The organism is Streptococcus sp. CCH8-C6, from assembly GCF_001557225.1.
Classification (GTDB): domain Bacteria; phylum Bacillota; class Bacilli; order Lactobacillales; family Streptococcaceae; genus Streptococcus; species Streptococcus sanguinis_C.
Genome location: NZ_LSJN01000034.1, coordinates 43,522 through 66,573 on the forward strand (window position 1 = coordinate 43,522; position 23,052 = coordinate 66,573).

The window sequence follows — 23,052 nt, forward strand, 5'->3', positions numbered from 1 at the left end:
CTTTTTATTCTACCTCACCATTAATCTTTTTACCAAGATACATAGATGTTAGCATGGTAAAAACATAGGCTTGGATACAGGAAATAAAGATGGAAAAACCAGTCCAAACCATGTTCATAATAAAGGCAATCGGATACCAATACGCTGCTTGATGTGCCCAAGTCAAGAGCAAACCAGCCAATACTTCACCTGCAAAAATATTTCCATAAATCCGCAAGGCTAGCGAAGCAAAATTGGTAAATTCTTCCAAGATATTCATGGGTGTCATGATACCTGGAGTCACAAAACCTTTTAGATATCCTTTTATACCTTGACGACGGATTCCTTCTACATGACAGAATACCGTCACTAAAAGAGAGAAGCCTAGGTCAAAAGCGAGATTTGCTGTCGGTGATGTCCAGAGATTGAAACCATTGGTTGTCTGAACCTTAGCCATTAATCCCAAGTTATTCGCCACAGCTACGAAAAGAAAGAGGGAGAATAGAAAAAGCGAGTAATTCTTCATATAATGCTCGCCAACGTTTCCTTTGGTAAAATCAATGACAAAGTCATAGATATATTCCAAAGCATTCTGCTTTCTTGACGGCTTAATCGTCATCTTTCGACTTGCCCAATAAACAAGCCCAAAAGTTACAAACACCGTCAGCAGAGTCATGGCCAGCAGGGTCAAATCAAAGGTCACAGGACCTATATTGATAGTTGGATTGATACTTTCTTCCAACAGATGACACCCCCTTTTCTAAAGAGAATCCTTTCTTATTTGATAACAAAGGACATAGCCAGCGTTACAAAGAAAGTACCTTCAACGAAGGCTACTCCCAAGATTAGGAGGCTTCGCAATTGACCGATAATTTCTGGCTGACGAGCTGCTGCCTTAAATAGATTACTCATAATCATACCTTCAGCAATTGATACGCCCAAGCAGGCCAAACAAAGTCCTAAATATGTTAAATTCATGATGACTTCTCCTTTATATTTTAAAATTTACTTCCTTAGTTTACTCCTAAAATATCGAATAGTCAATCTTTTGCCACCATTGTAAGCGTTTTTTGTTTCATTCTTTTGATTTATAAATTTTCCTGTCAAAACAATTGAATTATTGTTGATATACAAACTATTCTGCTATATAAATAAGAAGAAAGTGATTAAAATTTCACTTATTTCATATGTTTTTTAAAGAAAAAAGAGCAAAGTGATTATTTGCTCTTGATTTTTCTATGATTATGGATGGCTGACAATCAGCTGCAAATCCCCAGACAAGGTCCATTCTGTAACATCACTAGGCAGGATGAAATGCCCCCCTTTTTCAAGAGGATAAACTGCCCCACCAACTTCTAGCTCACCGACACCTTCCAAGACACTGACCAAGCTATAGTCTGCTGTCTTTTTAAAATTAACCGAACCAGCGATATCCCACTTGTAAACAGCAAAGAAGTCATTGGCCACCAAAAGAGTAGAAGCTAAACTATCTGCCTGAATGGTAACAGGACGGCTATTGGCTGGCTCACCGATAGTTAAAACATCAATCGACTGCTCCAAATGCAGCTCACGAAGATTACCAGCATCGTCCTTACGATCAAAGTCATAGACACGGTAGGTTGTGTCACTGGACTGCTGAGTTTCTAAAATCAGAATCCCCGAGCCAATGGCATGCATGGTGCCACTTGGTACATAGAAGAAGTCACCAGCCTTGACTGGGATTTTGGTCAGAAGATGGTCCCAGTCCTTGCTCTCAATCTGCTGGCGCAGCTCTTCCTTGCTCTTGGCATTGTGACCATAAATAATCTCTGCTCCTTCGTCTGCAGCAATGACATACCAGCATTCAGTCTTACCAAGCTCCCCTTCGTGCTCTAGTCCATAGGCATCATCAGGATGGACCTGAACACTAAGCCAGTCATTGGCATCTAAAATCTTCGTCAAAAGTGGAAAGACAGGTTCCGGACGATTGCCAAAAAGCTCACGGTGCTCGGCATAGAGAACATCTAACTTCTGGCCTGCAAAGCGTCCATCCTTGACAGTTGACACACCATTAGGATGAGCCGAGATAGCCCAGTACTCCCCTACATGGTCGCTGGGAATCTCATAGCCAAAGACATCGCGCAGCTTGGTCCCACCCCAAATCTTCTCCTGCATCACAGACTGTAGAAATAATGGTTCTGACATAGTAGACTCCTTAAATATTTTTTACATCCAGCAAGGAATAACCCTTGGTGTCGAAACGGTTGTTGCTGCTTCTATTATAATATAGCTGGAGGTCCTTTGTCTACTCTCTGCTGAAAGCAAGTACTTTAGAGTAAAAAGAGTAAAGCTCCCCAGCAAATGCCGCAAAGATAGCCTACCAGCACATCCTTTGGATAGTGCACTCCGCCAATCACGCGCACTACGGCCAGCCCTGCTGAAAGCAAGAGGCAGATAAGTCCCGGCAGCCAGAAAAAGTAGAGTAGACACATGGAAATCACTGTCGCCGAAAAGACATGGCGGCTGGGCATGGACTTGCCTGATGTATCCTTAGCCAGCAAGGGTTGAATAGCCCATTTCTCGTAAGGGCGTGCTTGATTCAGCCGTTTACGAATCGCTGACAACAAACCAAATCCAATAGCTGGCAGGAAGAAAGAAGCAAGCAGCCCTTTCCAGCCTTCCGTCAGAAAGGCACTGATTAGAACGAGACCATAAACGATAGGTATGAAGAGGGTCATTCCCCGATTGAAGTAAACCAGCCCTTTCAGCCAATGAGGGCGACTGCGAAAGGGAGTTGTTAATTGTTGATAAAAAATCGTGTAGTCTTTCATACTTGCTTACCCTGCTTTTCTAAAAGTTGGACTCTCATACTTTCTCTACTATAGCATATTTCTAGACAAGATGGTAGATGGATAGCAAAAGAGACTGAGACCCCAGCCCCAATCTCTAATTGTTTATGTTTTCTCAGGAGTATTATTTCTCCAAGTTCCAGATTTCCTTGGCATATTGCTTAATGGTATCGTCTGAGGTGAACTTGTCAGATGTAGCGATATTAATCAAGCTCATGCGGGCCCATTTTTCTTTGTCACGATAGAGGGCATCAATCTTCTCTTGAGCTTCTACATAGGAGTGGAAATCTTCCAAGAGGAAATATTCATCATTGTGGGTGATGAGGGCTTCGTAGATTTCAGAGCCTTCTTCACGGACATTTGGAATGGTGCCGTTGACAAAGGTATCGACCACTCGACGAATATCTGGATTGCTTTCATAGACACCGCGTGAGTAGTAATCATGGCGGGCATAATGCTCATAAACTTGATCCTTGTCCATCCCAAAGATGACAATGTTGTCGTCACCGACCTCATCCTTGATTTCGATATTGGCTCCGTCCAAAGTAGCCAAGGTAATGGCACCTGTCATCATAAACTTCATATTGGAAGTGCCAGAAGCTTCCTTGGAAGCCAGAGAAATCTGCTCTGATACATCTGCTGCAGGAATGATGAGCTCAGCCAGGCTGACCCGGTAGTTTTCTAGGAAGACAACCTTGAGTTTGCCTTGCAGGGTTTCATCCTTGTTGACCAGATCGGCCACTTCATTGATCAGCTTGATAACAGACTTGGCAAAGTGGTAGCCTGGAGCAGCCTTGGCACCGAAGATAAAGACGCGTGGTACCATGTCCTTGTCAGGATTGTCCTTGAGGTCCCAGTAAAGCTTGATGATATGAAGCAGGTTGAGTAGCTGACGCTTGTAAGCGTGGAGACGTTTCACCTGGACATCAAAGATGGCTTCTGTAGAGACTTCCACTCCTGTTGATTCCTTGATGAAGTCAGCCAGACGAGCCTTGGCTTCTTGCTTCACTCGATAAAAATCGCCCAGCACTTGCTGATTGTCCTTGAATTCCAAAAGCTTACGCAATTCATGGATATCACTTCTCCAGCCCTTACCAATTAGCTTATCAATCTCAGCTGACAGAGGCTGGTCCGCAATCTGCAGCCAGCGGCGCTGGATAATGCCATTGGTCTTGTTGTTAAACTTCTCTGGGTAAATGCTGTAGAAATCACGCAAGGTGTCTTCTTTGAGCAGTTCGGTGTGGAGTTTGGCAACACCATTGATTGAATGACCACCGATGATAGCCAAGTGAGCCATGTGGATTTGATTGTCCTTGACAATCCGAGTGTTTTCGATGACTTGCGGATCAAGGCCACGCCCAGCCATTTCAGCTACATAGCGGTTGTCAATTTCTAGGATAATCTGATAAACCCGCGGCAGGACATTCTTAAAGAGCTCTGCATCCCATTTTTCCAAGGCTTCAGACAGAATGGTATGGTTGGTATAGCTCATGGTTTTAACCGTAGCATTCCAAGCATCTGCCCATTCCAGGTCGTACTCATCCACCAAGAGACGCATAAATTCAGCCGGTGCAACAGCTGGGTGAGTATCGTTAATATGGACAGAGACCTTCTCATGAATATCTTTGAGCGGACGACCCTGCTTGAGGTAGGATTTGATAATGGTCTGCAGACCTGCGCTGGTCATGAAGTATTCCTGGATCAGGCGCAGCTCTTTTCCTTCGTAGCTAGAGTCGTCTGGATAGAGAATAGCAGTGATGTCTTGCACCCGGCGACGAGCTTCAATGGTCGGATAGTCCAATTCATACTCCTCTGGAATTTCAACATCCCAAAGACGGAGATTGTTGACATTGTCATTGCCAAAGCCAATCTGCGGCACATCGTAAGGAACGGCCCGCAAGATTTTGGAATTCTCATAAAGTGGCACAATCCGGCCCTTTTCATTGGCATGGAGGGAAACATTTCCGAAGATTTTAACATCAACAATATCATGGTCCTTACGGGTCTCCCAGACATTGCCTAGACTGCCAAACCAAGCATCAGGAATTTCTACCTGATAGCCATCTACGATGCGTTGCTTAAAGAGGCCATAGCGATAGCGAATCCCATTTCCAAATCCTGGATAGCCAGTGGTTGCCAGCGAGTCCATGAAGGCAGCCGCCAAGCGGCCCAGACCGCCATTGCCCAAGGCCATGTCATACTCAGCATTCTTGACATCTTCAAAGTCAACGCCCAACTCGGCAAAGCCCTCCTTGACCGTATCGAGGATACCTAAGTTGAGCAGATTGGTTTCCAGCATGCGACCTGGAAGAAACTCAATAGAAAAGTAATAAGCTGTCTTTTGCTGCTGCTCAATCAACTGATTGCGTCGCTCTAGCCACAGGGGCGTGATATACTTGCGGACAGTGCTGGCTAAAGCCTGAAAAAGCTCCACTGAAGTCGCATCAGCAACCTTAATCAGCTGTCTTTCATGTAGAATATCCTTAAAATCTCGAATAAAACGTTCTTTTGTTAGTTCCATAGTGGATGGTTATCTCCCTTTCTTAATAGCGGGAAGCAGATTTAAACGTAGAAATACTTTTTTCAATCAAGATGGGAATCGCTCACTTCAGCCACAAGCTAAAAACAGGGCTCCAATACAGTATGATAATATATAAAAATGTAATTCTCACGGAAATCCTCCCTTGTCCAATGGACAAGAGAGGATTTGCTTATACTGATTCCAAAGTAAATGTTATAGGAGTGATTGATATAAATCACTGTATGCCTTGCTGGCTGTATCCCAAGAGAAGTCTCTCTCCATCGCCTGCTCTTGCAGAGATTTCCAAGCTTCCTTGTCATCGGCATAGAGCTTGAGTGCCTCCTTGAAGGTCCAAGTCAGCCAGTAGCCAGAAAAGTTATTGAAGCTAAAGCCAGTTCCCTTTCCTGTATAGACATTGTAAGGCTCGACGGTATCACGCAGACCGCCCACTTCATGCACCAAAGGCAAGGTTCCGTAGCGCATAGCCATCATTTGTGACAGTCCACAAGGCTCGAAGCGGCTTGGCATGAGGAAAATATCGCTGGCAGCGTAAATCTCCTGAGCCAAGGTCACATCAAAGAGAATGTTGGCTGAAAGCTTATCAGGATAGGCATGACCAAACCAAGCGAAAGCCTGCTCAAAAGCTGGATCGCCTGTTCCCAATAGGATAATCTGCACATCTTCCTGGAGGAGATTGTGCAGCTCTTCCACTACCAAATCAAAGCCTTTCTGACGGGTCAGACGGGAAACAATCCCAACTACCGGCACATCGTCACGCACAGGCAGACCAACTCTCTCTTGCAAAGCTCGCTTGTTTTCTAGTTTACCAGATAAGTCAGATTTGTCAAAGTGATGGGCTAATAGCGGATCCGTTTCTGGATTATAGATATCTGTATCAATACCGTTGACAATTCCGACCAGCTTACCGGACTCCATCCGCAGAATTTGATCCAAATTGCAACCAAATTCTGGTGTACGAATTTCACTTGCATAGCTTGGTGATACAGTTGTCACTCGGTCTGCATAGAGAATGCCAGCTTTCATCCAGTTGAGACAGTCATTCCAACGCAGGGTTCCGTCTGCATAGCGCTCATAGCCTACTCCAAATAGTTCCCAAAGCATGCTGTCAGGAAATTGACCTTGGAACTCCAGATTATGGATGGTCAAGACAGTCTTGATATTCTGATATGCTTGAATCCAATGGTATTTTTCCTTAACCAAGAAAGGAATCATAGCTGTATGATAATCGTGAACATGCAGAACATCTGGAATGAAATCAATCCGCTCCATCAGCTCTACTGCTGCTAACTGGAAGTATGCAAAGCGCTCACCGTCATCAAAGTCCCCGTAAACATGGCCGCGGAAGAAATAATGCTGGTTGTCAATAAAATAGAAGGACACACCGTTCAAGACCAGGCGCTTGACCCCAACATACTGGCGGCGCCAGCCAACGCTGACTTCAAAATAGAAAAGGTCTTCCACTTGGTCGCCAAATTTGGCATCAGTCATGTCATAGTATGGCAGAATGACACCAACTTCATGGCCAGCCTTGACCAGTGATTTGGGTAGAGCGCCGATAACGTCTCCCAAACCACCTGTCTTAGAAAATGGGGCTCCTTCTGCTGCTGCAAATAAAATCTTCATCGAATTATGTCCTCTGTAACTTTTTGGCCCTTCTTGACTACGATTGGGTCTTCTGCAGTTCCGCGAATCACCACTCCTTCGCCAATTTCAACACCCTTGTCCACAATCGCGTACTCAACAGTTGCATTTTCTCCAACTTTCACTCGAGGGAAGAGAACACTGTGTTTGACACTGCTTCCAGTCTTAATCTTGGTATTCCGTGAAATTACAGAATTGATGACCTCACCTTCCACAATGCTTCCTGACGCAAACTGGGAGCGAGATACTTTTGAAGACTCAGCATAGTAAGTTGGCTCTTCATTCTTAACCTTGGTGTAAATCTTTTGATTCGGACTGAAGAGAGAGTAGAATTTCTTACTTTCCAGCATATCGATATTGGATCTGTAGTAGGTCTCTACAGAATAGATATTCGCCAGATAGCCTGTATATTCGTAGGCAAATGCCCCTTCCTGAGTTGCTAAATCACGCAGGACATAGCGAAGTTTTTGCGGATGCTCTTTCTTAGCTTCTTCTTCCAGCTTTTCAATTAGCCAAGGAGTATCCACTACAAAGATATCTGTAGACATATTGAAGAGCTCAGCATCTTCTCGACCATCAAAAAGTTTATGCCCTCTGACATGGTCCGTTTCGTCAATATCTAGGACAGCATTCACATCCGAAATATTTTCCTTATGCAATTTCTTATAGACAACTGTGATTGGCTGTTCTGTTGTATTGTGCAAATGGAAAACTTGATTGAGGTCAATATTAACCAAGATATCACAGTTAAGTGCAACAGTTTGGTTGGAACCAGAACGTTTGAGGTAGGTCAAAAGCTGCTTATAGTATTCCTCACCGACTGTAGAGCTTTCTACACGAGTATTGTAGATTCCCAAGTAATAGTGGCTAAGCAAGGTAGACAGACCCCACTCACGACCCGAACGAATATGGTCAAAGACAGAGCTGATATTGTCCTGCTGGAAGATACCAAAGACACTGCGGATACCAGCATTGGCAAGACTTGAAAGCGGGAAGTCAATCAAGCGGTATTTCCCACCGAATGGCAAGCTGGCTACTGGACGATGATTTGTCAGAGTTGACATATCATGGAAGCCGACTGTGTTTCCTAAAATTGCTGAGTATTTATCAATCTTCATCTTTTGGTACCCCCACTTTCTCGTTGTATCCGACAACATATACTTCCTCTGTGCCATCAATCTCTACACCATCAGAGATGATAGCACCTTCGCCGATAATGGCCCGCTTGATCTTAGCGTCTTTGCCAATAACAGCTCCACTCATGATGACAGAGTCTTCAATGACTGCGCCCTTTTTGACTTGAGCACCAGTAGAAAGAATAGAGTGTTTTACTGTACCGTCAACGAAACATCCATCAACGACCAGCGAGTCTTCCACATGGGAATTTTCACTGATGAAGTTTGGCGGAGAAATCAAGTTGCGAGAATAAATTTTCCAGCGACGATTGCGGCTATCCAGAGCATTTTCTGGGCTGATGTATTCCATGTTGGCTTCCCAGAGAGACTCTACTGTACCAACGTCTTTCCAATAGCCTGCAAAGTCATAAGCATAAACGCTTTCGCCAGATTCTAGGTAGTTAGGGATAACATTCTTACCAAAGTCAGACATATCCACATTGCTCTTTTCAGCAGCTACCAGCATATTGCGCAGACGCTGCCAGTCAAAGATATAAATCCCCATAGAAGCCTTGGTTGACTTAGGATGTTCTGGTTTTTCTTCAAATTCAACAATCCGATTATTAGCATCTGTATTCATGATACCAAAACGGCTGGCTTCTTTGAGAGGCACATCCAGAACGGCAACTGTCAGGCTGGCATTGTTGTCCTTGTGTGACTGAAGCATGTCATCATAGTCCATCTTGTAGATATGGTCCCCAGACAAAATCAGGACATACTCAGGATTGATGCTGTCGATATAGTCGATATTTTGATAAATCGCATGGCTGGTACCTTCAAACCATCGATTTCCTTCGCTCGCAGAATAAGGCTGAAGAATGGACACGCCTGAGTTAATACCATCGAGCCCCCAGCTAGAACCATTTCCGATATGACTGTTCAGAGCTAGTGGTTGGTATTGAGTAATGACACCGACATTGTGAATACCGGAGTTGGCACAATTAGACAAGGCGAAGTCAATAATACGATAGCGACCGCCAAACTGTACCGCAGGTTTTGCGATACTCTGTGTGAGCTTTCCAAGACGAGTTCCTTGCCCGCCGGCAAGAATCAAAGCTAGCATTTCATTCTTCATAGACTATTACTCCTTTGTGGAATCTTTTTTAACATTTTTACGAGCAATCCGACGCTTGATCTTCCAGATGCTGGCTCCAAGAGCTGGCAGTGTAAAGGTCAAGGTCTGTGGATAATCTTTCCAAAGTCCTTCTTGAGACTGAACTGTTTCGTTATGTTCCTTCCAAACACCTCCCCATTCTTCTAATTCAGTGTTCCATACTTCTTCATAAATGGCTTCCACTGGAACACCAATGGTAAAGTTCTTCCGCTCTACCGGCGCCATATTGAATACACAAACTAACATATCTCCTTTTTCTGTCTTACGGATAAAGGAGAGGACACTTTGATCAGTATTATCTGCATCTATGATTTCGATGCCATCATAGCTCAGATCAATCTCCCAAAGTGGACGATTGTCTTTATAGAAGGCATTGAGTGCAGCAGTAAAGCCCTGCATCTTCTTGTTCATCTGATCGTCCAGATTAGACCATTCTAGTTGCTCTTCTGACTTCCATTCTAAGAACTGACCAAATTCTGATCCCATAAAGAGCAATTTCTTGCCCGGATGGCAGATTTGGTAGGTCAGCAAGTTGCGGAGCCCTGCAAATTGATTGTAACGGTCGCCCCACATCTTGTGCATGAGACTCTTCTTGCCATGAACCACTTCATCATGCGAGAATGGCAGTAGGAAGTTTTCAGAGAATACGTACATAAAGCTAAAGGTTACCAGATTAAAATCGTACTTACGATAAATCGGATCTTCCTCGTAGAAACGAAGGATATCATTCATCCAGCCCATATTCCACTTGTAGTCAAAACCTAGACCACCCAGCTCTCTCATGCCAGTAATCTTGGTCTCTGAGGAACTTTCCTCTGCAATCATCATGACATCAGGATGAGCTAATTTGATAACCGTATTGAGACGCTGCAGGAAGTAATAGCCTTCATAATTGCGATTGCCTCCATCTTTATTTGGCTGCCAAGGACCGCTGTCATAGTCCAGATAGAGCATATTGCTGACAGCATCAACCCGAATTCCGTCCAGATGATAAAAATCAATCCAGAATTTAATGCTGGAAATCAAGAAAGACTGAACCTGATTTTTACCCAAATCAAAGTTGAGAGCACCCCAGCCATAGTTATGAGCCCGATCGTGGTCCTGATACTCGAAAGTCGGTGTCCCGTCATAGTAGGCCAGAGCATCATCATTAATAGTAAAATGACCTGGTACCCAGTCCACAATGACACCGATATTGTTCAAGTGACATTCTTCGACGAAGTCCTGAAACTCCTCAGGCGTGCCATAGGTGTGCTCAAAAGCAAAGTAGCCCATAAGCTGATAGCCCCAGCTAAGTCCTAGCGGATGAGCCATAAGCGGCATGAATTCCACATGTGTGTAGTTCATCTCCACCAGATAAGGAATCAAGTCTTCTTTTAACTGGGCAAAGCTATAAGGACTGCCGTCTTCATTGCGTTTCCAAGATCCGGCATGCACTTCATAGATATTGACCGGCCGAGAGAAGAAGCCCCAACGCTTCCGGCGTGCCAGCCAAAGACCGTCTTTCCACTTCTTCTCAGGAATAGTGCGAATGACTGCTCCCGTGCCCGGACGCTCTTCCAGATAGATAGCCAGCGGATCAATTTTCAAAATTTCCTGACCACTGCTGCGCTTGATATTGTACTTGTAAATATCTCCTTCCTTAGGCAGCTCTGTGAAGACTTCCCAAACGCCCGCTTCATTTCGGACCATTGGAATCTGCTCTTCATACCAATTGGTGAAATCTCCAATCAAATGGACACTCTGAGCATTAGGTGCCCAAACGCGGAAAGAGTAGCCAGACTTGCCGTCCACTTCATCCTGATGCGCCCCTAGATAATGCTGCAAATGAAAGTTTTCACCTGTTGTAAAGGTTCTTAATGCTTCGTTCTTATCCATGCAATCACCTTTCTATTTGTAAGCGTTTTCTATAATACTATTCTACATTATTTTTATCTCTTTTTCAAGTAAATTTCAAATATCCTTACGGAAAATCACTAAAACCGAACATTAGCTGAAATTAGTAATAAATGAGAGAGAAAACACTGCATTTTGTGCCTCTCAGTATATTTTAATTCCTTTTTCACTAAATATAGGAGCTATCCAAAACAAGAAAAAGATGAAAATTTTCATAAAGATATAGACCAATATGTAAATTTACATTTTAAAATAATAAGCAATTAAACATATAAATGATTAATTCTTTTCAAATCATGAGGTAATCTTATTAAATTTACAAGTTCATCAATGTAAGAAAAAAGGCCGCACAAAGCCGCCTTTCTCATTATTTCACATCAAACACGATGGATTTCACTTGTGTCATCGCTTCGATACTGTAACGAATCCCTTGCACTCCTGCTCCAGATCCCTTAACACCGAGGAATGGGAAGTTATCTGGACCACGTTGGGTCTTATTATTGATGTGTACAGTACCCACTTCCAGTTTCTCAGCAATTTCAAATGCTTTCGGGAAATCATTTGTAAAGACTGAAGATTGAAGACCAAATTCTGACTGGTTACAGATCTGAATAGCCTCTTCAACGGAAGTCACACGAATAATCGGAAGAACAGGACCAAATGGCTCTTCCCAAGCTAATTTCATATCCAGTGTCACATGGTCAAACAAGGCAGGCCAGATGAGATTTGCTTCACGTTTGATTTCTGTCAAGGCTGACGCTCCCTTTTCCTGAGCATCTTCAATCAAGCCCCAGATGAAATCTGCTGATGCATGATCAATGACTGGTGTGATATCCGCATTATCAAAGGGATCACCAACCGTCAGTTTCTCTACCTCTGCCTTAATCAGCGCCGCTAATTTATCTGCTACGCTCTCCATGACAATGACACGTTTAATAGCCGTACAGCGCTGGCCGGAATAACTGTATGCCCCGCCAACAATCTGCTTAGCCGCATGCTCCAAGTCGGCATCTTCCAGCACAACGGCAGCATCCTTACCACCCAATTCTAACATAATTGGACGCATACCAGCCAACTTACCGATGCGTTCACCGATTGGAGTGGAACCAGTAAAGTTAATGTAGTTTACTTCCTTATGCTCAATGATGTAGTCCCCGATTTCTGAACCGCGGCCTGTGATGGTATTGAAAACACCAGCAGGCAGACCTGCCTCAGCAAAAGCCTGAGCCAAGAGCAAACCAGAGATTGAGCCTTGAGTAGGTGGCTTAAACATCACGACATTTCCGCCGATAAGGGCAGGAGCAATTTTCGAAGCTGACAGATTAACTGGGTAGTTAAATGGCGCAATAGCCAATACAACTCCTACAGGCTCACGACGGACCACAGCCAGTTTTTTCTTACTGGCAGCTTCAAATCCGCCACCTTCCATAACCTGACCGTGAATACGAATGCCTTCTTCAGCCGCATAGCGAATCAAGTCTGCTGTCCGGACTACCTCTCCAACTGCCGCTTTGATCCCCTTGGCAACTTCTTTTGCAAGAATTTCGCCAATCTTCTCCTGATCGCGCTCCAAAATATCCGCAACCTTATGCAAATAAGCTGCACGTTCAACTGCTGAAAGAGCTCGCCAAGCTGGCAAAGCCGCACGAGCGCTTGCCATCGCATAGTCAACCTCTGCCTGAGTCATGGCAGGCACAGTTCCTAAAATCTCATTGTTGATAGGAGATGAGATGGTAATTTCATTTTCAGAAACTTTCCACTCTCCATTTATATAGTTTTTATATTGTGTCACTTGTCCCCTCCAAAATGTTATTAAATATTATTTTACCAAATTTTCTGAAAATTTCAACCAAAAGTTATAAATTTAAAGAATTTTTTCACAATTAAGATAGATTATCTAATTTTGTTCATATTAGATCTGCTTATTTTCTGTTTTCTTTGATTTCAACTTTCTGCACAATCTTCACTATGCCCCTGAAGAAAACTAAAAAGACCAGGAAAATCTCCCTGATCTTAATTTTTCAGATTAATCGAAGTCCAGATATTCTTTTTCAAGTTCAAGAACTTCTTCCATCGTTGCACATTCAGTCAGTGCACGCTGAGCCAGTTCCTCCATCTTCTTCGTATCCAGCTTCTTCATGAGGCTACGAGTCCGAAGAACTGAAGTCGCACTCATAGAGAATTCATCCAAGCCCATACCTACGAGCAATGGCACCGCAGTTTGATCGCCGGCCATTTCTCCACACATACCTGCCCACTTGCCTTCAGCATGAGCTGCCTTGATAACATTGTTAATCAAGCGAAGGATAGATGGGTTGTATGGTTGATAGAGGTAAGAGACTTGCTCATTCATCCGGTCAGCTGCCATAGTGTACTGGATCAAGTCGTTGGTACCGATAGAGAAGAAGTCTACTTCCTTGGCAAATTGATCCGCCAACATAGCTGCTGCTGGGATTTCAATCATGATACCTACTTGGATATTGTCTGCTACTGCAACGCCTTCAGCTTGCAACTTAGCTTTTTCTTCGTCATAAACCGCTTTAGCTTTGCGGAATTCTGTTAGAAGGGCTACCATCGGGAACATGATGCGCAATTGTCCATGTACAGAAGCACGCAAGAGAGCGCGGATTTGTGTACGGAACATAGCATCGCCAGTTTCAGAGATAGAGATACGCAAAGCACGGAAACCAAGGAATGGGTTCATTTCACGCGGCATATCGAAGTAAGGAAGTTCCTTATCTCCACCAATGTCCATCGTACGAACAACAACTGGTTTTCCATTCATGCCTTCAAGCACAGCCTTGTATGCTTCATACTGCTCATCTTCTGTCGGGAAGTCTTGAGAATCCATATAAAGGAACTCAGTCCGGTAAAGACCAACTGCTTCTGCACCGTTAGCATTGACACCTTCAACATCTTTTGGCGTACCGATATTGGCTGCCAATTCGAAGTGCTTGCCATCTGCAGTCACAGTCTGAGCATCCTTAAGCAATTCCCATTCAGCTTTTTGCTTAGCATAAGCCTCACCAGCTGCTTTAAATGCTGCGATTTGCTCTTCAGTTGGGTTGATAATCACTTCACCAGTGATACCGTTAGCTGCAATCACATCGCCGTCTTTTACAAGCTCAGTAATGTTATTAGTTCCCAATACTGCTGCGATTTCAAGCGTGCGTGCCATGATAGCAGAGTGGCTTGTCCGTCCGCCGATATTGGTTACAAAAGCTTTAACAAATTTCTTATCCAGCTGTGCTGTATCAGAAGGAGTCAAGTCATGAGCAATCACAACTGATTCTTCATTGATAGACGCTGGGTTTGGCAATTTCTTACCCAAAAGGTTAGCAAGAACACGCTTCGTCACGTCGCGGATATCTGCCGCACGTTCCTGCATATATGGATTGTCGTCCATGTTTTCAAAGAGAGTGATAAACATGTCCGTTACTTCTTTCAGACCAGCTTCTGCATTGGTCTTTTTCGCACGGATTGTTTCTTTGATTTGCCCAACCATTTCAGGGTCAGCAAGTACCATTAAGTGAGCGTCAAATACCTGAGCGGCTTCCTCACCAAGGCTATCTACTGCTTTCTCACGGATAACAGAAAGCTCGTTCTGTGAAGCTTCAAGAGCTGCATCCAAACGAGCCTCTTCTGCATTCGTATCTTCGACTGAAACAGTCTCAAATGATAAATCCGGTTGAACTAATAGATATGCCTTAGCAACGGCAACACCGTCAGATGCTGCAATTCCTTTAAGCATTTCTGTCATATTAAGCCAATCCTTCTTTTTCCATTGTTTCAGAGATTGCAGCGATAGCATCGTCTGCATCTGCACCTTCAGCTGAGATCTTAACATCAGCTCCTTGGCCAACACCGAGACTCATAACACCCATGATAGATTTCAAGTTTACTGATTTACCTTTGTATTCAAGCGTGATGTCTGAAGCGAATTTGCTAGCAGTTTGAACCAACAAAGTTGCTGGACGTGCGTGAATACCTGTTTCTGCTACAATGTGGAAATCTTTAGAAGCCATAGTTAGACTCTCCTTTTAAATAATTCTTTTTGAGTTATTGTGATAACCCTTACAAATTGATATTATATCACCTTTTGAAATCTTTTTCAAGAATTTTATAGCCCGCTTACAAAATATTTCTTAGGAAATGAAAACTCTTCTTATTATATTGAAGAGAGAATTTTCGAGCTAAATCCCACATTTCCCAAGCTTTATTCAAAAATGTCTGCCACCAAATTTTCAATTGTTAATTTCTTATTTTATAGAAACTAATTGTTATAAAATAAGAATATAAACTCCTCCCTCCACTCCTCCTTGTGATTCCCTAAATTCTGTAACACAAGATATTGGATTTTGGTTTTTTGGTGGAAAAGCTGCCAGTCATTTTTCTAATATTTCAAGACTTGTTTAAGCATTGCCGCATCAGCATTTTGCTCCTTTTCTGCAATTTTTCACTTCTTTTTACTGCTTATATAAACACTATATATTGTATTGCAATCTATCCTATAACAAAATATCACACAATATTTAGTTCAAAACTATTGACATTCTATTTTCTTTTAGATATACTAGTTTCGTATTATTTAAAAGAAAAAACGAAAGTTTAGAGGAATTTTTAATGGTAACTATTTACTCAAAAAACAACTGCGTTCAGTGCAAAATGACCAAGCGCTTCTTAGATACTAATCATGTAGAATACCGCGAAATCAATTTGGACGAACAGCCAGAATTTATTGACCATGTCAAAGATCTTGGTTTCAATGCTGCTCCTGTGATTCAGACAGCAACTGAGGCATTTTCTGGTTTCCAACCTGGTAAATTGAAAAAATTGTCTTAATGTAGTTTATTTTGAGGGCGGCGCGCCTTGATTGGGAGATAAACTAAAAGACAGATTATCAGGGCAAACTGCAGCTCCTATGCTCATAGGGGCCGTTTCTTTTGTAAGGCGGATATTTTTCCGCTAGCTAATTATCTTATTTGTATAGAAAAGGAAAAACATGGGACTCAAACATTTAGAGGATGTGACATACTTCCGACTCAACAACGAAATCAACCGTCCAGTTAATGGTCAGATTATGCTTCATAAAGATCAAGAAGCCTTAAAAGCTTTTTTTAAAGAAAACGTTGAGCCGAACACAAAGCAATTTTCTTCTATTACAGAAAAGATTGAGTATTTAATAGAAGAAAACTATTTGGAGAAGGAATTTATCCAGCTCTATTCTCCGGAATATATCGAGGAGCTGACTGCTTTTATCCATGCTCAAGATTTCAAGTTTAAATCTTTCATGGCTGCTTATAAGTTCTACAACCAGTATGCACTGAAGACAAATGATGGTGAATACTATCTGGAAAGCATGGAAGATCGGGTACTCTTCAACGCCCTCTACTTTGCCAACGGAGATGAAGCCATTGCCAAGGATATTGCTAATGAAATCATCCACCAGCGCTACCAACCGGCTACACCAAGCTTCCTCAACGCTGGTCGGGCCCGTCGCGGTGAATTGGTTTCCTGCTTCCTCATCCAAGTAACAGATGATATGAACTCCATCGGCCGCTCCATCAACTCTGCCCTGCAGTTGTCTCGTATCGGAGGCGGGGTCGGTATTTCCCTCAGCAATCTGCGGGAAGCTGGAGCACCTATCAAGGGTTATGAAGGAGCTGCGTCTGGCGTTGTACCTGTTATGAAACTCTTTGAGGACAGTTTCTCCTACTCTAACCAGCTGGGCCAACGTCAGGGAGCTGGGGTTGTTTACCTCAATGTCTTCCACCCAGATATCATCGCTTTCCTTTCAACTAAGAAAGAAAATGCTGACGAAAAAGTTCGGGTTAAAACCCTCTCACTCGGTGTTGTCATTCCAGATAAATTCTACGAATTAGCGCGTAAAAATGAAGAAATGTACCTCTTCAGCCCATATTCTGTTGAACGCGAGTATGGAGTGCCATTTGCCTACCTTGACATCACTGAAAAATACGATGAGTTGGTCGCTAATCCAAATATCACTAAGACCAAGATCAAGGCCCGTGATTTGGAAACAGAAATTTCCAAACTCCAACAAGAATCCGGCTATCCTTATGTCGTAAACATTGATACGGCCAACCGTTCAAATCCAATCGACGGTAAAATCGTCATGAGTAATCTTTGCTCTGAAATCCTGCAAGTACAAGAGCCTAGCCTTTTGAATGATGCGCAAGAGTATCTTCACCTAGGAACAGATGTATCATGTAACTTAGGCTCTACTAACGTTGTCAACATGATGACTTCGCCTGACTTCGGAAAATCCATCCGAACTATGACACGCGCTTTGACCTTTGTCACAGACAGCTCGCACATCACAGCTGTGCCTTCTATCGACAATGGTAACAGTCTGGCGCATACCTTTGGTCTGGGAGCTATGGGACTGCACAGCTACTTGGCACAGCAGCTGATCGATTATGGATCAGCGGAAGCTGTAGAGTTCACTAGCATCTACTTTATGCTCATGAACTACTGGACCTTGGTTGAGTCTAACAATATCGCTCGCGAGCGTGGCGTGACCTTCCATAACTTTGAAAAATCTGACTATGCTAACGGAACTTACTTTGACAAGTACCTGACGGGTGAATTTGTACCTAAGTCTGACCGTGTCAAAGAACTCTTTGCAGGCATCTTTATCCCATCTGCAGAGGATTGGGCAGAGTTGCGTGACAAGATCAAGGCTGATGGTCTCTACCATCAAAACCGCCTAGCTGTTGCACCAAATGGCTCTATCAGCTACATCAATGACGTTTCTGCTTCAATTCATCCAATCACTCAACGGATCGAAGAACGTCAAGAAAAGAAAATCGGTAAGATCTACTATCCTGCTGCTGGTCTGTCAACTGAGACTATCCCTTACTACACCAGCGCCTATGACATGGATATGCGCAAAGTTATCGATGTTTATGCAGCCGCAACTGAGCACGTGGACCAAGGTCTTTCCCTGACTCTCTTTATGCGCAGCGATATCCCTAAAGGCCTCTACGAATGGAAAAAAGAAAGCAAGCAGACGACCCGCGATCTTTCTATCCTGCGCAACTATGCCTTCAACAAGGGTATCAAATCCATCTACTACGTCCGTACCTTCACTGACGATGGTGGCGAAGTCGGTGCCAACCAATGTGAAAGCTGTGTCATCTAACAAGAGATTTTAGAAAAAGAAAAGGAAATTCGACCATGTCATAATTTTACTTTCCTCATTATGGACAGGAAGGTAAAATCGTGGAGTATTGGGGTAGTATCCAAGAAGTGATAGCTGATACCCCATCAGGTCGTACCATCTACTAAAGGAGAAAGAATGCAAACTTACTACAAAGCCATTAACTGGAACGCTATCGAAGATGTCATCGATAAGTCCACCTGGGAAAAACTGACTGAGCAATTTTGGCTGGATACGCGGATTCCCTTATCCAATGACCTGGATGACTGGAGAAAGCTGTCCCACAAGGAAAAAGACCTAGTCGGCAAGGTCTTCGGTGGCCTGACCCTGCTGGATACCCTCCAGTCTGAGTCTGGTGTGGATGCCCTGCGCAAGGATGTCCGCACAGCCCACGAAGAAGCTGTCTTCAACAACATCCAATTTATGGAGTCCGTTCACGCCAAGTCCTACTCTTCTATCTTTTCTACGCTCAACACCAAGTCAGAAATCGATGAAATCTTTGACTGGACCAACACCAATCCATACCTGCAAAAGAAAGCTGAGATTATCAATGAGATTTACCTGAACGGTACAGCTCTGGAAAAGAAAATAGCCAGCGTTTTCTTGGAAACCTTCCTCTTCTACTCTGGTTTCTTCACTCCGCTCTACTATCTGGGTAATAACAAACTGGCCAACGTTGCTGAAATTATCAAGCTGATTATCCGTGACGAGTCTGTCCATGGAACCTATATCGGCTACAAGTTCCAGCTAGCCTTTAACGAGCTGCCAGAAGACGAGCAAGAAAAACTCAAAGAATGGATGTACGACCTGCTCTACACCCTCTATGAAAATGAAGAAGGCTACACTGAAAGCCTCTATGACACAGTCGGCTGGACTGAAGAAGTCAAGACCTTCCTGCGCTACAATGCCAACAAGGCTCTGATGAATCTAGGGCAAGATCCGCTCTTCCCTGACTCAGCAGACGATGTCAATCCTATCGTCATGAACGGTATCTCAACCGGTACTTCCAACCATGACTTCTTCTCCCAAGTGGGTAACGGCTACCTGCTAGGCGAAGTTGAAGCCATGCAGGATGACGACTATAATTACGGTTTATAAGACAAAGACCCCCTCTTTCCAAAATACGGAAAGAGGGGGTCTTTGACTGACTATTAATCTATTGACTATCATAGATATATTCTTCCAGATGTTCTGCGACTGTAATCTCAACTCCAACATCAGATGTTAGATAAATCACGGTACAGTCATGAGCTGGGACAATAGGAAATAAAAAGGGCTTCATATTTTGATAAATTCTATACATCCGCCTTTGACTCGTTGGATTTTCAAGATAAAGCTTGCTGTCACCACCAGAAAAGTCAGCTGGCAGAAGGGCATAATAAGCTACCAAAGCTCCATTTTCATCCAATACTCTAGTCTTATTTAAATCCTCAGCTATTTTTTTCATCATTAAAGTAGCCATCTTTTCCTCCCTTCATGTTTTTTATCCAAATAAAGGTGGAGCTAGGAACATCATCCCTAACTCCACTTATGCAGTCACTAATTAGATACGCGATAATACGGATGCTGGGAAGCAGTGATAGCATCTTGTCCAACTCGAATCTGTGCTTTAGGATTCTCGTTTCCAGTATCAGGCAAAACAGCTCCTTCTGGAATTACTAAAAAGGTTGCGCTACTGCTACCAGCAGTATAAGCAAGAGTAGATACATAACTACCATCGCTTACTTGACCTTTTAGTAAAGTATAATCGCTGGATTCTTTTCCATTCAGAGTATGAGAAACGACCCCTTGATTATTCAATACTATCGCATCCCCCAAATCATTTTGCCAAGTACCGGCTACAGTCGAAAAATCTCCTGCTGCCAAAGCATTGACGTCGATACCCGCTGCTGGAGTGGCTGGGTCTTTCGTGTCAGACTTTGTTTCATTTTTAGGCTGAGCTTCAGAAGATACTGACGCTGCATCAGTTTCATCTGGGCTAGCTGATGGAACAGCTTTCGCTTCAGACTTAGAATCTGATTTAGAAGTTTGAACTGTTTGGCTAGAGCTATTACTTTGAGATGTTTGCTTGTCCTGCTGTTTACTGCAAGCACCAAGCAAGATAATGGAAGAAGTGAGTGCAGTCGCAAGAAACATTAATTTTGCATTTTTCATAAAAGAGGCCTCCTCATGAATTAATACCTTTTTGTAATCTTATTGTAACATTTTGAATTAATAAAATCAATAATCATATTGAAATATTATAAAATTAATTTATTGCTACATAACGACGGCTACCACTATACCCAACATAGCTAATCCACTGATGACCATCTGCAATAAAAGTTTGATCATAAAAGACTGTGCTCCCTTTGTCAAAGTTTGCTAGTTCTGGACTTGATATTTTAGCTTCAGACCGAATAGAAGCATAGCCTTGAAAAACGTAATTCCCTTTTGATGGAATAGATATAGTTGGTAATGCGACTTCCGTAGTAGCTGAGCCGGCACCTACAAGTTTTCCATCATCCTGAACGTAGTACAGGTGGACGTTGTATTTCCCTGTGGAATTTTTATGATCACTTACTTTAATAGTCTGTTTGTAAGTCCCATCTGGTTGCTTGCTAGCAGTGTACCAAACCACGTCATCCTGGTCATTGGCAGCAGACCATGTAGGTACCTTTACTTCTTTTACACCACCAGGATTAGAAACATTAGACACAATAATATCAAAGGTACCTGTCTTTGAAGTATTATTCCGAATAGTAATAGTTCCTGTCGGCCGGATTAATTCCTTATCCAAGGAGACTTCTGTCGTCGTTCCTGTTACACAAATCATTTGGCCATTATTTTGAACATAGTATAAATGCACATTATATTTTCCAGTGGAATATTTATGATCGCTAGCCTTTATTGTCAATTTGTAAGTGCCATCCGATTGTCTTTTAGGAGTATACCAAATAATATCATCTTGATCATTCGCACTAGACCATGTAGGTACTTTTACTTCTTTTACACCACCAGGATTGGAAATGTTAGATATAACAACATCAAAGGTTCCTGTTTTTGAATTATTATTTTGAATAGTAATTTTCCCTTCAGGCTTCTTAATAGAAACGGTAGTCTTCGTTCCCCCAGCTCCAACCATTTCCCCATTATTTTGAACATAATATAGATGGATATTATACTCTCCCGTAGAACCTTTATGTTTATTTGCATTGACAGTTATTTTATATGTTCCATTAGGCTGTTTAGCAGCAGTGTACCAAACAATATCATCTTGTCCATTTTCACTTGACCAAGTTGGTAATTTCACTTCTTTCACACCATACGGGCTAGAGACATCAGATACAATGACATCAAAAGTCCCTGTCTGAGCATTATTGTTTTGGATAGTCAAGGTTCCCTTTAAAGGAGCCTTTGTCTTTGTTACTCCAATGGCAATATATCTACGATTTCCAGCAAAGGAGAGATAGCTAATCCATTGATGGCCATCTGCTTCCAATTTACGATCATATGTAACAGTTTGTCCTGCATCATAATAAGCTAATTCAGGACTAGACATCTTAGGCTCAGCTTTAATGGAGGCTCTTTGAGTGAAATGATACACTCCACTGGCAGGGATTCCTTGATTATCAGAAGGCTGGGAAATCGGTGTGGATGTACCTCCAATGATATCTTTAAAATGTATAAAGCCTGAGATTGAACTTGCAGCAACTACTCTGCGATTATAACTTTTACTCCAAGCATAGTTATATTCTTCAATTTCTACATTATTTCCCAATACATTGGACACCCATGCTACATGTCCGTAACTTCCATCATCAATCCAAGCGACTGAGCCAAGAGCTGGATGATTATCTACCCTGTATCCTTCTCTTCTTGCCCGATATCCCCATTCACCGCCATTTCCGTACGCACGAGGAATGTTAAAACCATTAACTGAACTTAATCTATAAGCAGTAAATGAAGTACAATTTTTAACAATAAGTCCCCAATCGTCCGCAGCATAATCAGGGAGATTTTTAAACCTTACTGGATAATCATCGCCTCGAGCGATTGAACCATTCCCTGTAGCCAGTAAAGTCGTATGTCCAGTCCCGTTTGCAACTTTACCAACAGTTGTTTTGAGAGTTGTTTTTTCTTCTTTAGTTGCACGGCGGCGGCTGACATCATTAACAATTGAGGTGGCTGGCTTATCTACATTCGAAGCGGCATAGCCACGTGTTACTAAATGTTTAGGATTAGTAGGATCATCTATAACTGGATTTATTTCAACAGTTTTCTGTTTTTCATTAACTGTTGAAGTTTGATCAGAAACAGGCTCAGTGTTGATTGGAATATCATTTGCATTTGTCGCTTTATTTTCAGTTTCTAGTGGTTCAGGAACTTCAGAAGTTACTCCATTTTCAATACTAACTAAATTGTTATTTACAGCATTTTTTGTTTCCGATTCAATATCAGAACTTACTGTTGCATTTGACTTTTCTGAAACACTCTGATTTGTGTCCACAGCTATGTCAGAAGGTGCTGTAGAAACTACTGAATCAGTACCAGTTGGCGAAATTACTTGATCAGCAGCAACTGTTTGAGTCCCTGCAAATAATAATGTTCCTAGAAGCACTGAAACTGCTCCTAGAGAATATTTACGAATAGAAAAACGTTGAACCTGCTTATTAAAAATTGATTTTTCATTTTATTTGCTCCCTTTATTAATCTTT

Annotated in this window: 18 protein-coding genes; 3 read left to right on the plus strand and 15 right to left on the minus strand. The window is 42.6% G+C overall.

Annotated elements, in window-relative coordinates:
- Nucleotides 1–4: 4 nt before the first annotated feature.
- The 12 genes from atpB to AX677_RS04275 form a co-directional block, all read right to left on the minus strand.
- On the minus strand, nt 5–721 hold the full coding sequence (gene atpB / locus AX677_RS04220; RefSeq protein WP_002896002.1) for a F0F1 ATP synthase subunit A: 717 nt from the start codon (nt 719–721) through the stop codon (nt 5–7).
- 35 nt (nt 722–756) lie between these two features.
- Nucleotides 757–957, minus strand: coding sequence for a F0F1 ATP synthase subunit C (locus AX677_RS04225; RefSeq protein WP_002896005.1), 201 nt, complete (start codon nt 955–957; stop codon nt 757–759).
- A 264-nt stretch (nt 958–1,221) separates the two neighbouring features.
- The gene (gene manA / locus AX677_RS04230) at nt 1,222–2,163 is read right to left on the minus strand and encodes a mannose-6-phosphate isomerase, class I (protein WP_060976276.1); all 942 of its coding nucleotides are present in this window, start codon (nt 2,161–2,163) and stop codon (nt 1,222–1,224) included.
- Between the two features lie 125 nt (nt 2,164–2,288).
- Nucleotides 2,289–2,789, minus strand: a complete 501-nt coding sequence (locus AX677_RS04235) for a phosphatase PAP2 family protein (RefSeq protein WP_060976277.1) — start codon at nt 2,787–2,789, stop codon at nt 2,289–2,291.
- A gap of 142 nt (nt 2,790–2,931) precedes the next feature.
- A complete protein-coding gene (locus AX677_RS04240; protein ID WP_060976278.1) occupies nt 2,932–5,328 on the minus strand; it encodes a glycogen/starch/alpha-glucan phosphorylase in 2,397 nt (798 codons plus the stop codon).
- Nucleotides 5,329–5,541: 213 nt separating this feature from the next.
- Nucleotides 5,542–6,972, minus strand: coding sequence for a glycogen synthase GlgA (gene glgA, locus AX677_RS04245; protein WP_060976279.1), 1,431 nt, complete (start codon nt 6,970–6,972; stop codon nt 5,542–5,544).
- Nucleotides 6,969–8,108 (minus strand): glucose-1-phosphate adenylyltransferase subunit GlgD, encoded by a 1,140-nt coding sequence (glgD, locus tag AX677_RS04250; RefSeq protein ID WP_002896012.1) that lies wholly within the window; start codon nt 8,106–8,108, stop codon nt 6,969–6,971. Before glgD ends, glgA begins: the two co-directional genes overlap by 4 nt.
- Nucleotides 8,098–9,240 (minus strand): glucose-1-phosphate adenylyltransferase, encoded by a 1,143-nt coding sequence (locus tag AX677_RS04255; protein ID WP_002897914.1) that lies wholly within the window; start codon nt 9,238–9,240, stop codon nt 8,098–8,100. Before AX677_RS04255 ends, glgD begins: the two co-directional genes overlap by 11 nt.
- 6 nt (nt 9,241–9,246) lie before the next feature.
- A complete protein-coding gene (gene glgB, locus AX677_RS04260) occupies nt 9,247–11,157 on the minus strand; it encodes a 1,4-alpha-glucan branching protein GlgB (RefSeq protein ID WP_002900750.1) in 1,911 nt (636 codons plus the stop codon).
- Nucleotides 11,158–11,542: 385 nt separating this feature from the next.
- Nucleotides 11,543–12,967: an NADP-dependent glyceraldehyde-3-phosphate dehydrogenase gene (locus AX677_RS04265; protein ID WP_060976280.1), complete on the minus strand. Its 1,425-nt coding sequence runs from the start codon at nt 12,965–12,967 to the stop codon at nt 11,543–11,545.
- A gap of 234 nt (nt 12,968–13,201) precedes the next feature.
- A complete protein-coding gene (gene ptsP, locus AX677_RS04270) occupies nt 13,202–14,935 on the minus strand; it encodes a phosphoenolpyruvate--protein phosphotransferase (protein WP_060976281.1) in 1,734 nt (577 codons plus the stop codon).
- Between the two features lies 1 nt (nt 14,936).
- Complete coding sequence (locus tag AX677_RS04275; protein WP_002896017.1) at nt 14,937–15,200, minus strand: phosphocarrier protein HPr; 264 nt, start codon at nt 15,198–15,200, stop codon at nt 14,937–14,939.
- Between the two features lie 598 nt (nt 15,201–15,798).
- On the opposite strand from AX677_RS04275, the gene nrdH reads away from it, so the two are divergent.
- From nrdH to nrdF, 3 genes are all read left to right on the plus strand, one after another.
- Entirely contained in the window at nt 15,799–16,017 is a 219-nt protein-coding gene (gene nrdH / locus AX677_RS04280; RefSeq protein WP_002897920.1) for a glutaredoxin-like protein NrdH, read from the plus strand.
- Nucleotides 16,018–16,177: 160 nt separating this feature from the next.
- The gene (gene nrdE, locus AX677_RS04285) at nt 16,178–18,337 is read left to right on the plus strand and encodes a class 1b ribonucleoside-diphosphate reductase subunit alpha (RefSeq protein ID WP_060976282.1); all 2,160 of its coding nucleotides are present in this window, start codon (nt 16,178–16,180) and stop codon (nt 18,335–18,337) included.
- Nucleotides 18,338–18,493: 156 nt separating this feature from the next.
- The gene (gene nrdF, locus AX677_RS04290; RefSeq protein ID WP_002910202.1) at nt 18,494–19,453 is read left to right on the plus strand and encodes a class 1b ribonucleoside-diphosphate reductase subunit beta; all 960 of its coding nucleotides are present in this window, start codon (nt 18,494–18,496) and stop codon (nt 19,451–19,453) included.
- 58 nt (nt 19,454–19,511) lie between these two features.
- On the opposite strand, the gene AX677_RS04295 is transcribed toward nrdF, so the two are convergent.
- The 3 genes from AX677_RS04295 to AX677_RS04305 all read right to left on the minus strand — a co-directional run bounded on the left by AX677_RS04295 (nt 19,512) and on the right by AX677_RS04305 (nt 23,015).
- On the minus strand, nt 19,512–19,817 hold the full coding sequence (locus AX677_RS04295; RefSeq protein ID WP_002900763.1) for a hypothetical protein: 306 nt from the start codon (nt 19,815–19,817) through the stop codon (nt 19,512–19,514).
- Between the two features lie 77 nt (nt 19,818–19,894).
- Nucleotides 19,895–20,509: a DUF6287 domain-containing protein gene (locus tag AX677_RS04300; protein WP_002900765.1), complete on the minus strand. Its 615-nt coding sequence runs from the start codon at nt 20,507–20,509 to the stop codon at nt 19,895–19,897.
- Nucleotides 20,510–20,603: 94 nt separating this feature from the next.
- Nucleotides 20,604–23,015, minus strand: coding sequence for a GBS Bsp-like repeat-containing protein (locus AX677_RS04305; RefSeq protein ID WP_060976283.1), 2,412 nt, complete (start codon nt 23,013–23,015; stop codon nt 20,604–20,606).
- Nucleotides 23,016–23,052 lie beyond the last annotated feature (37 nt).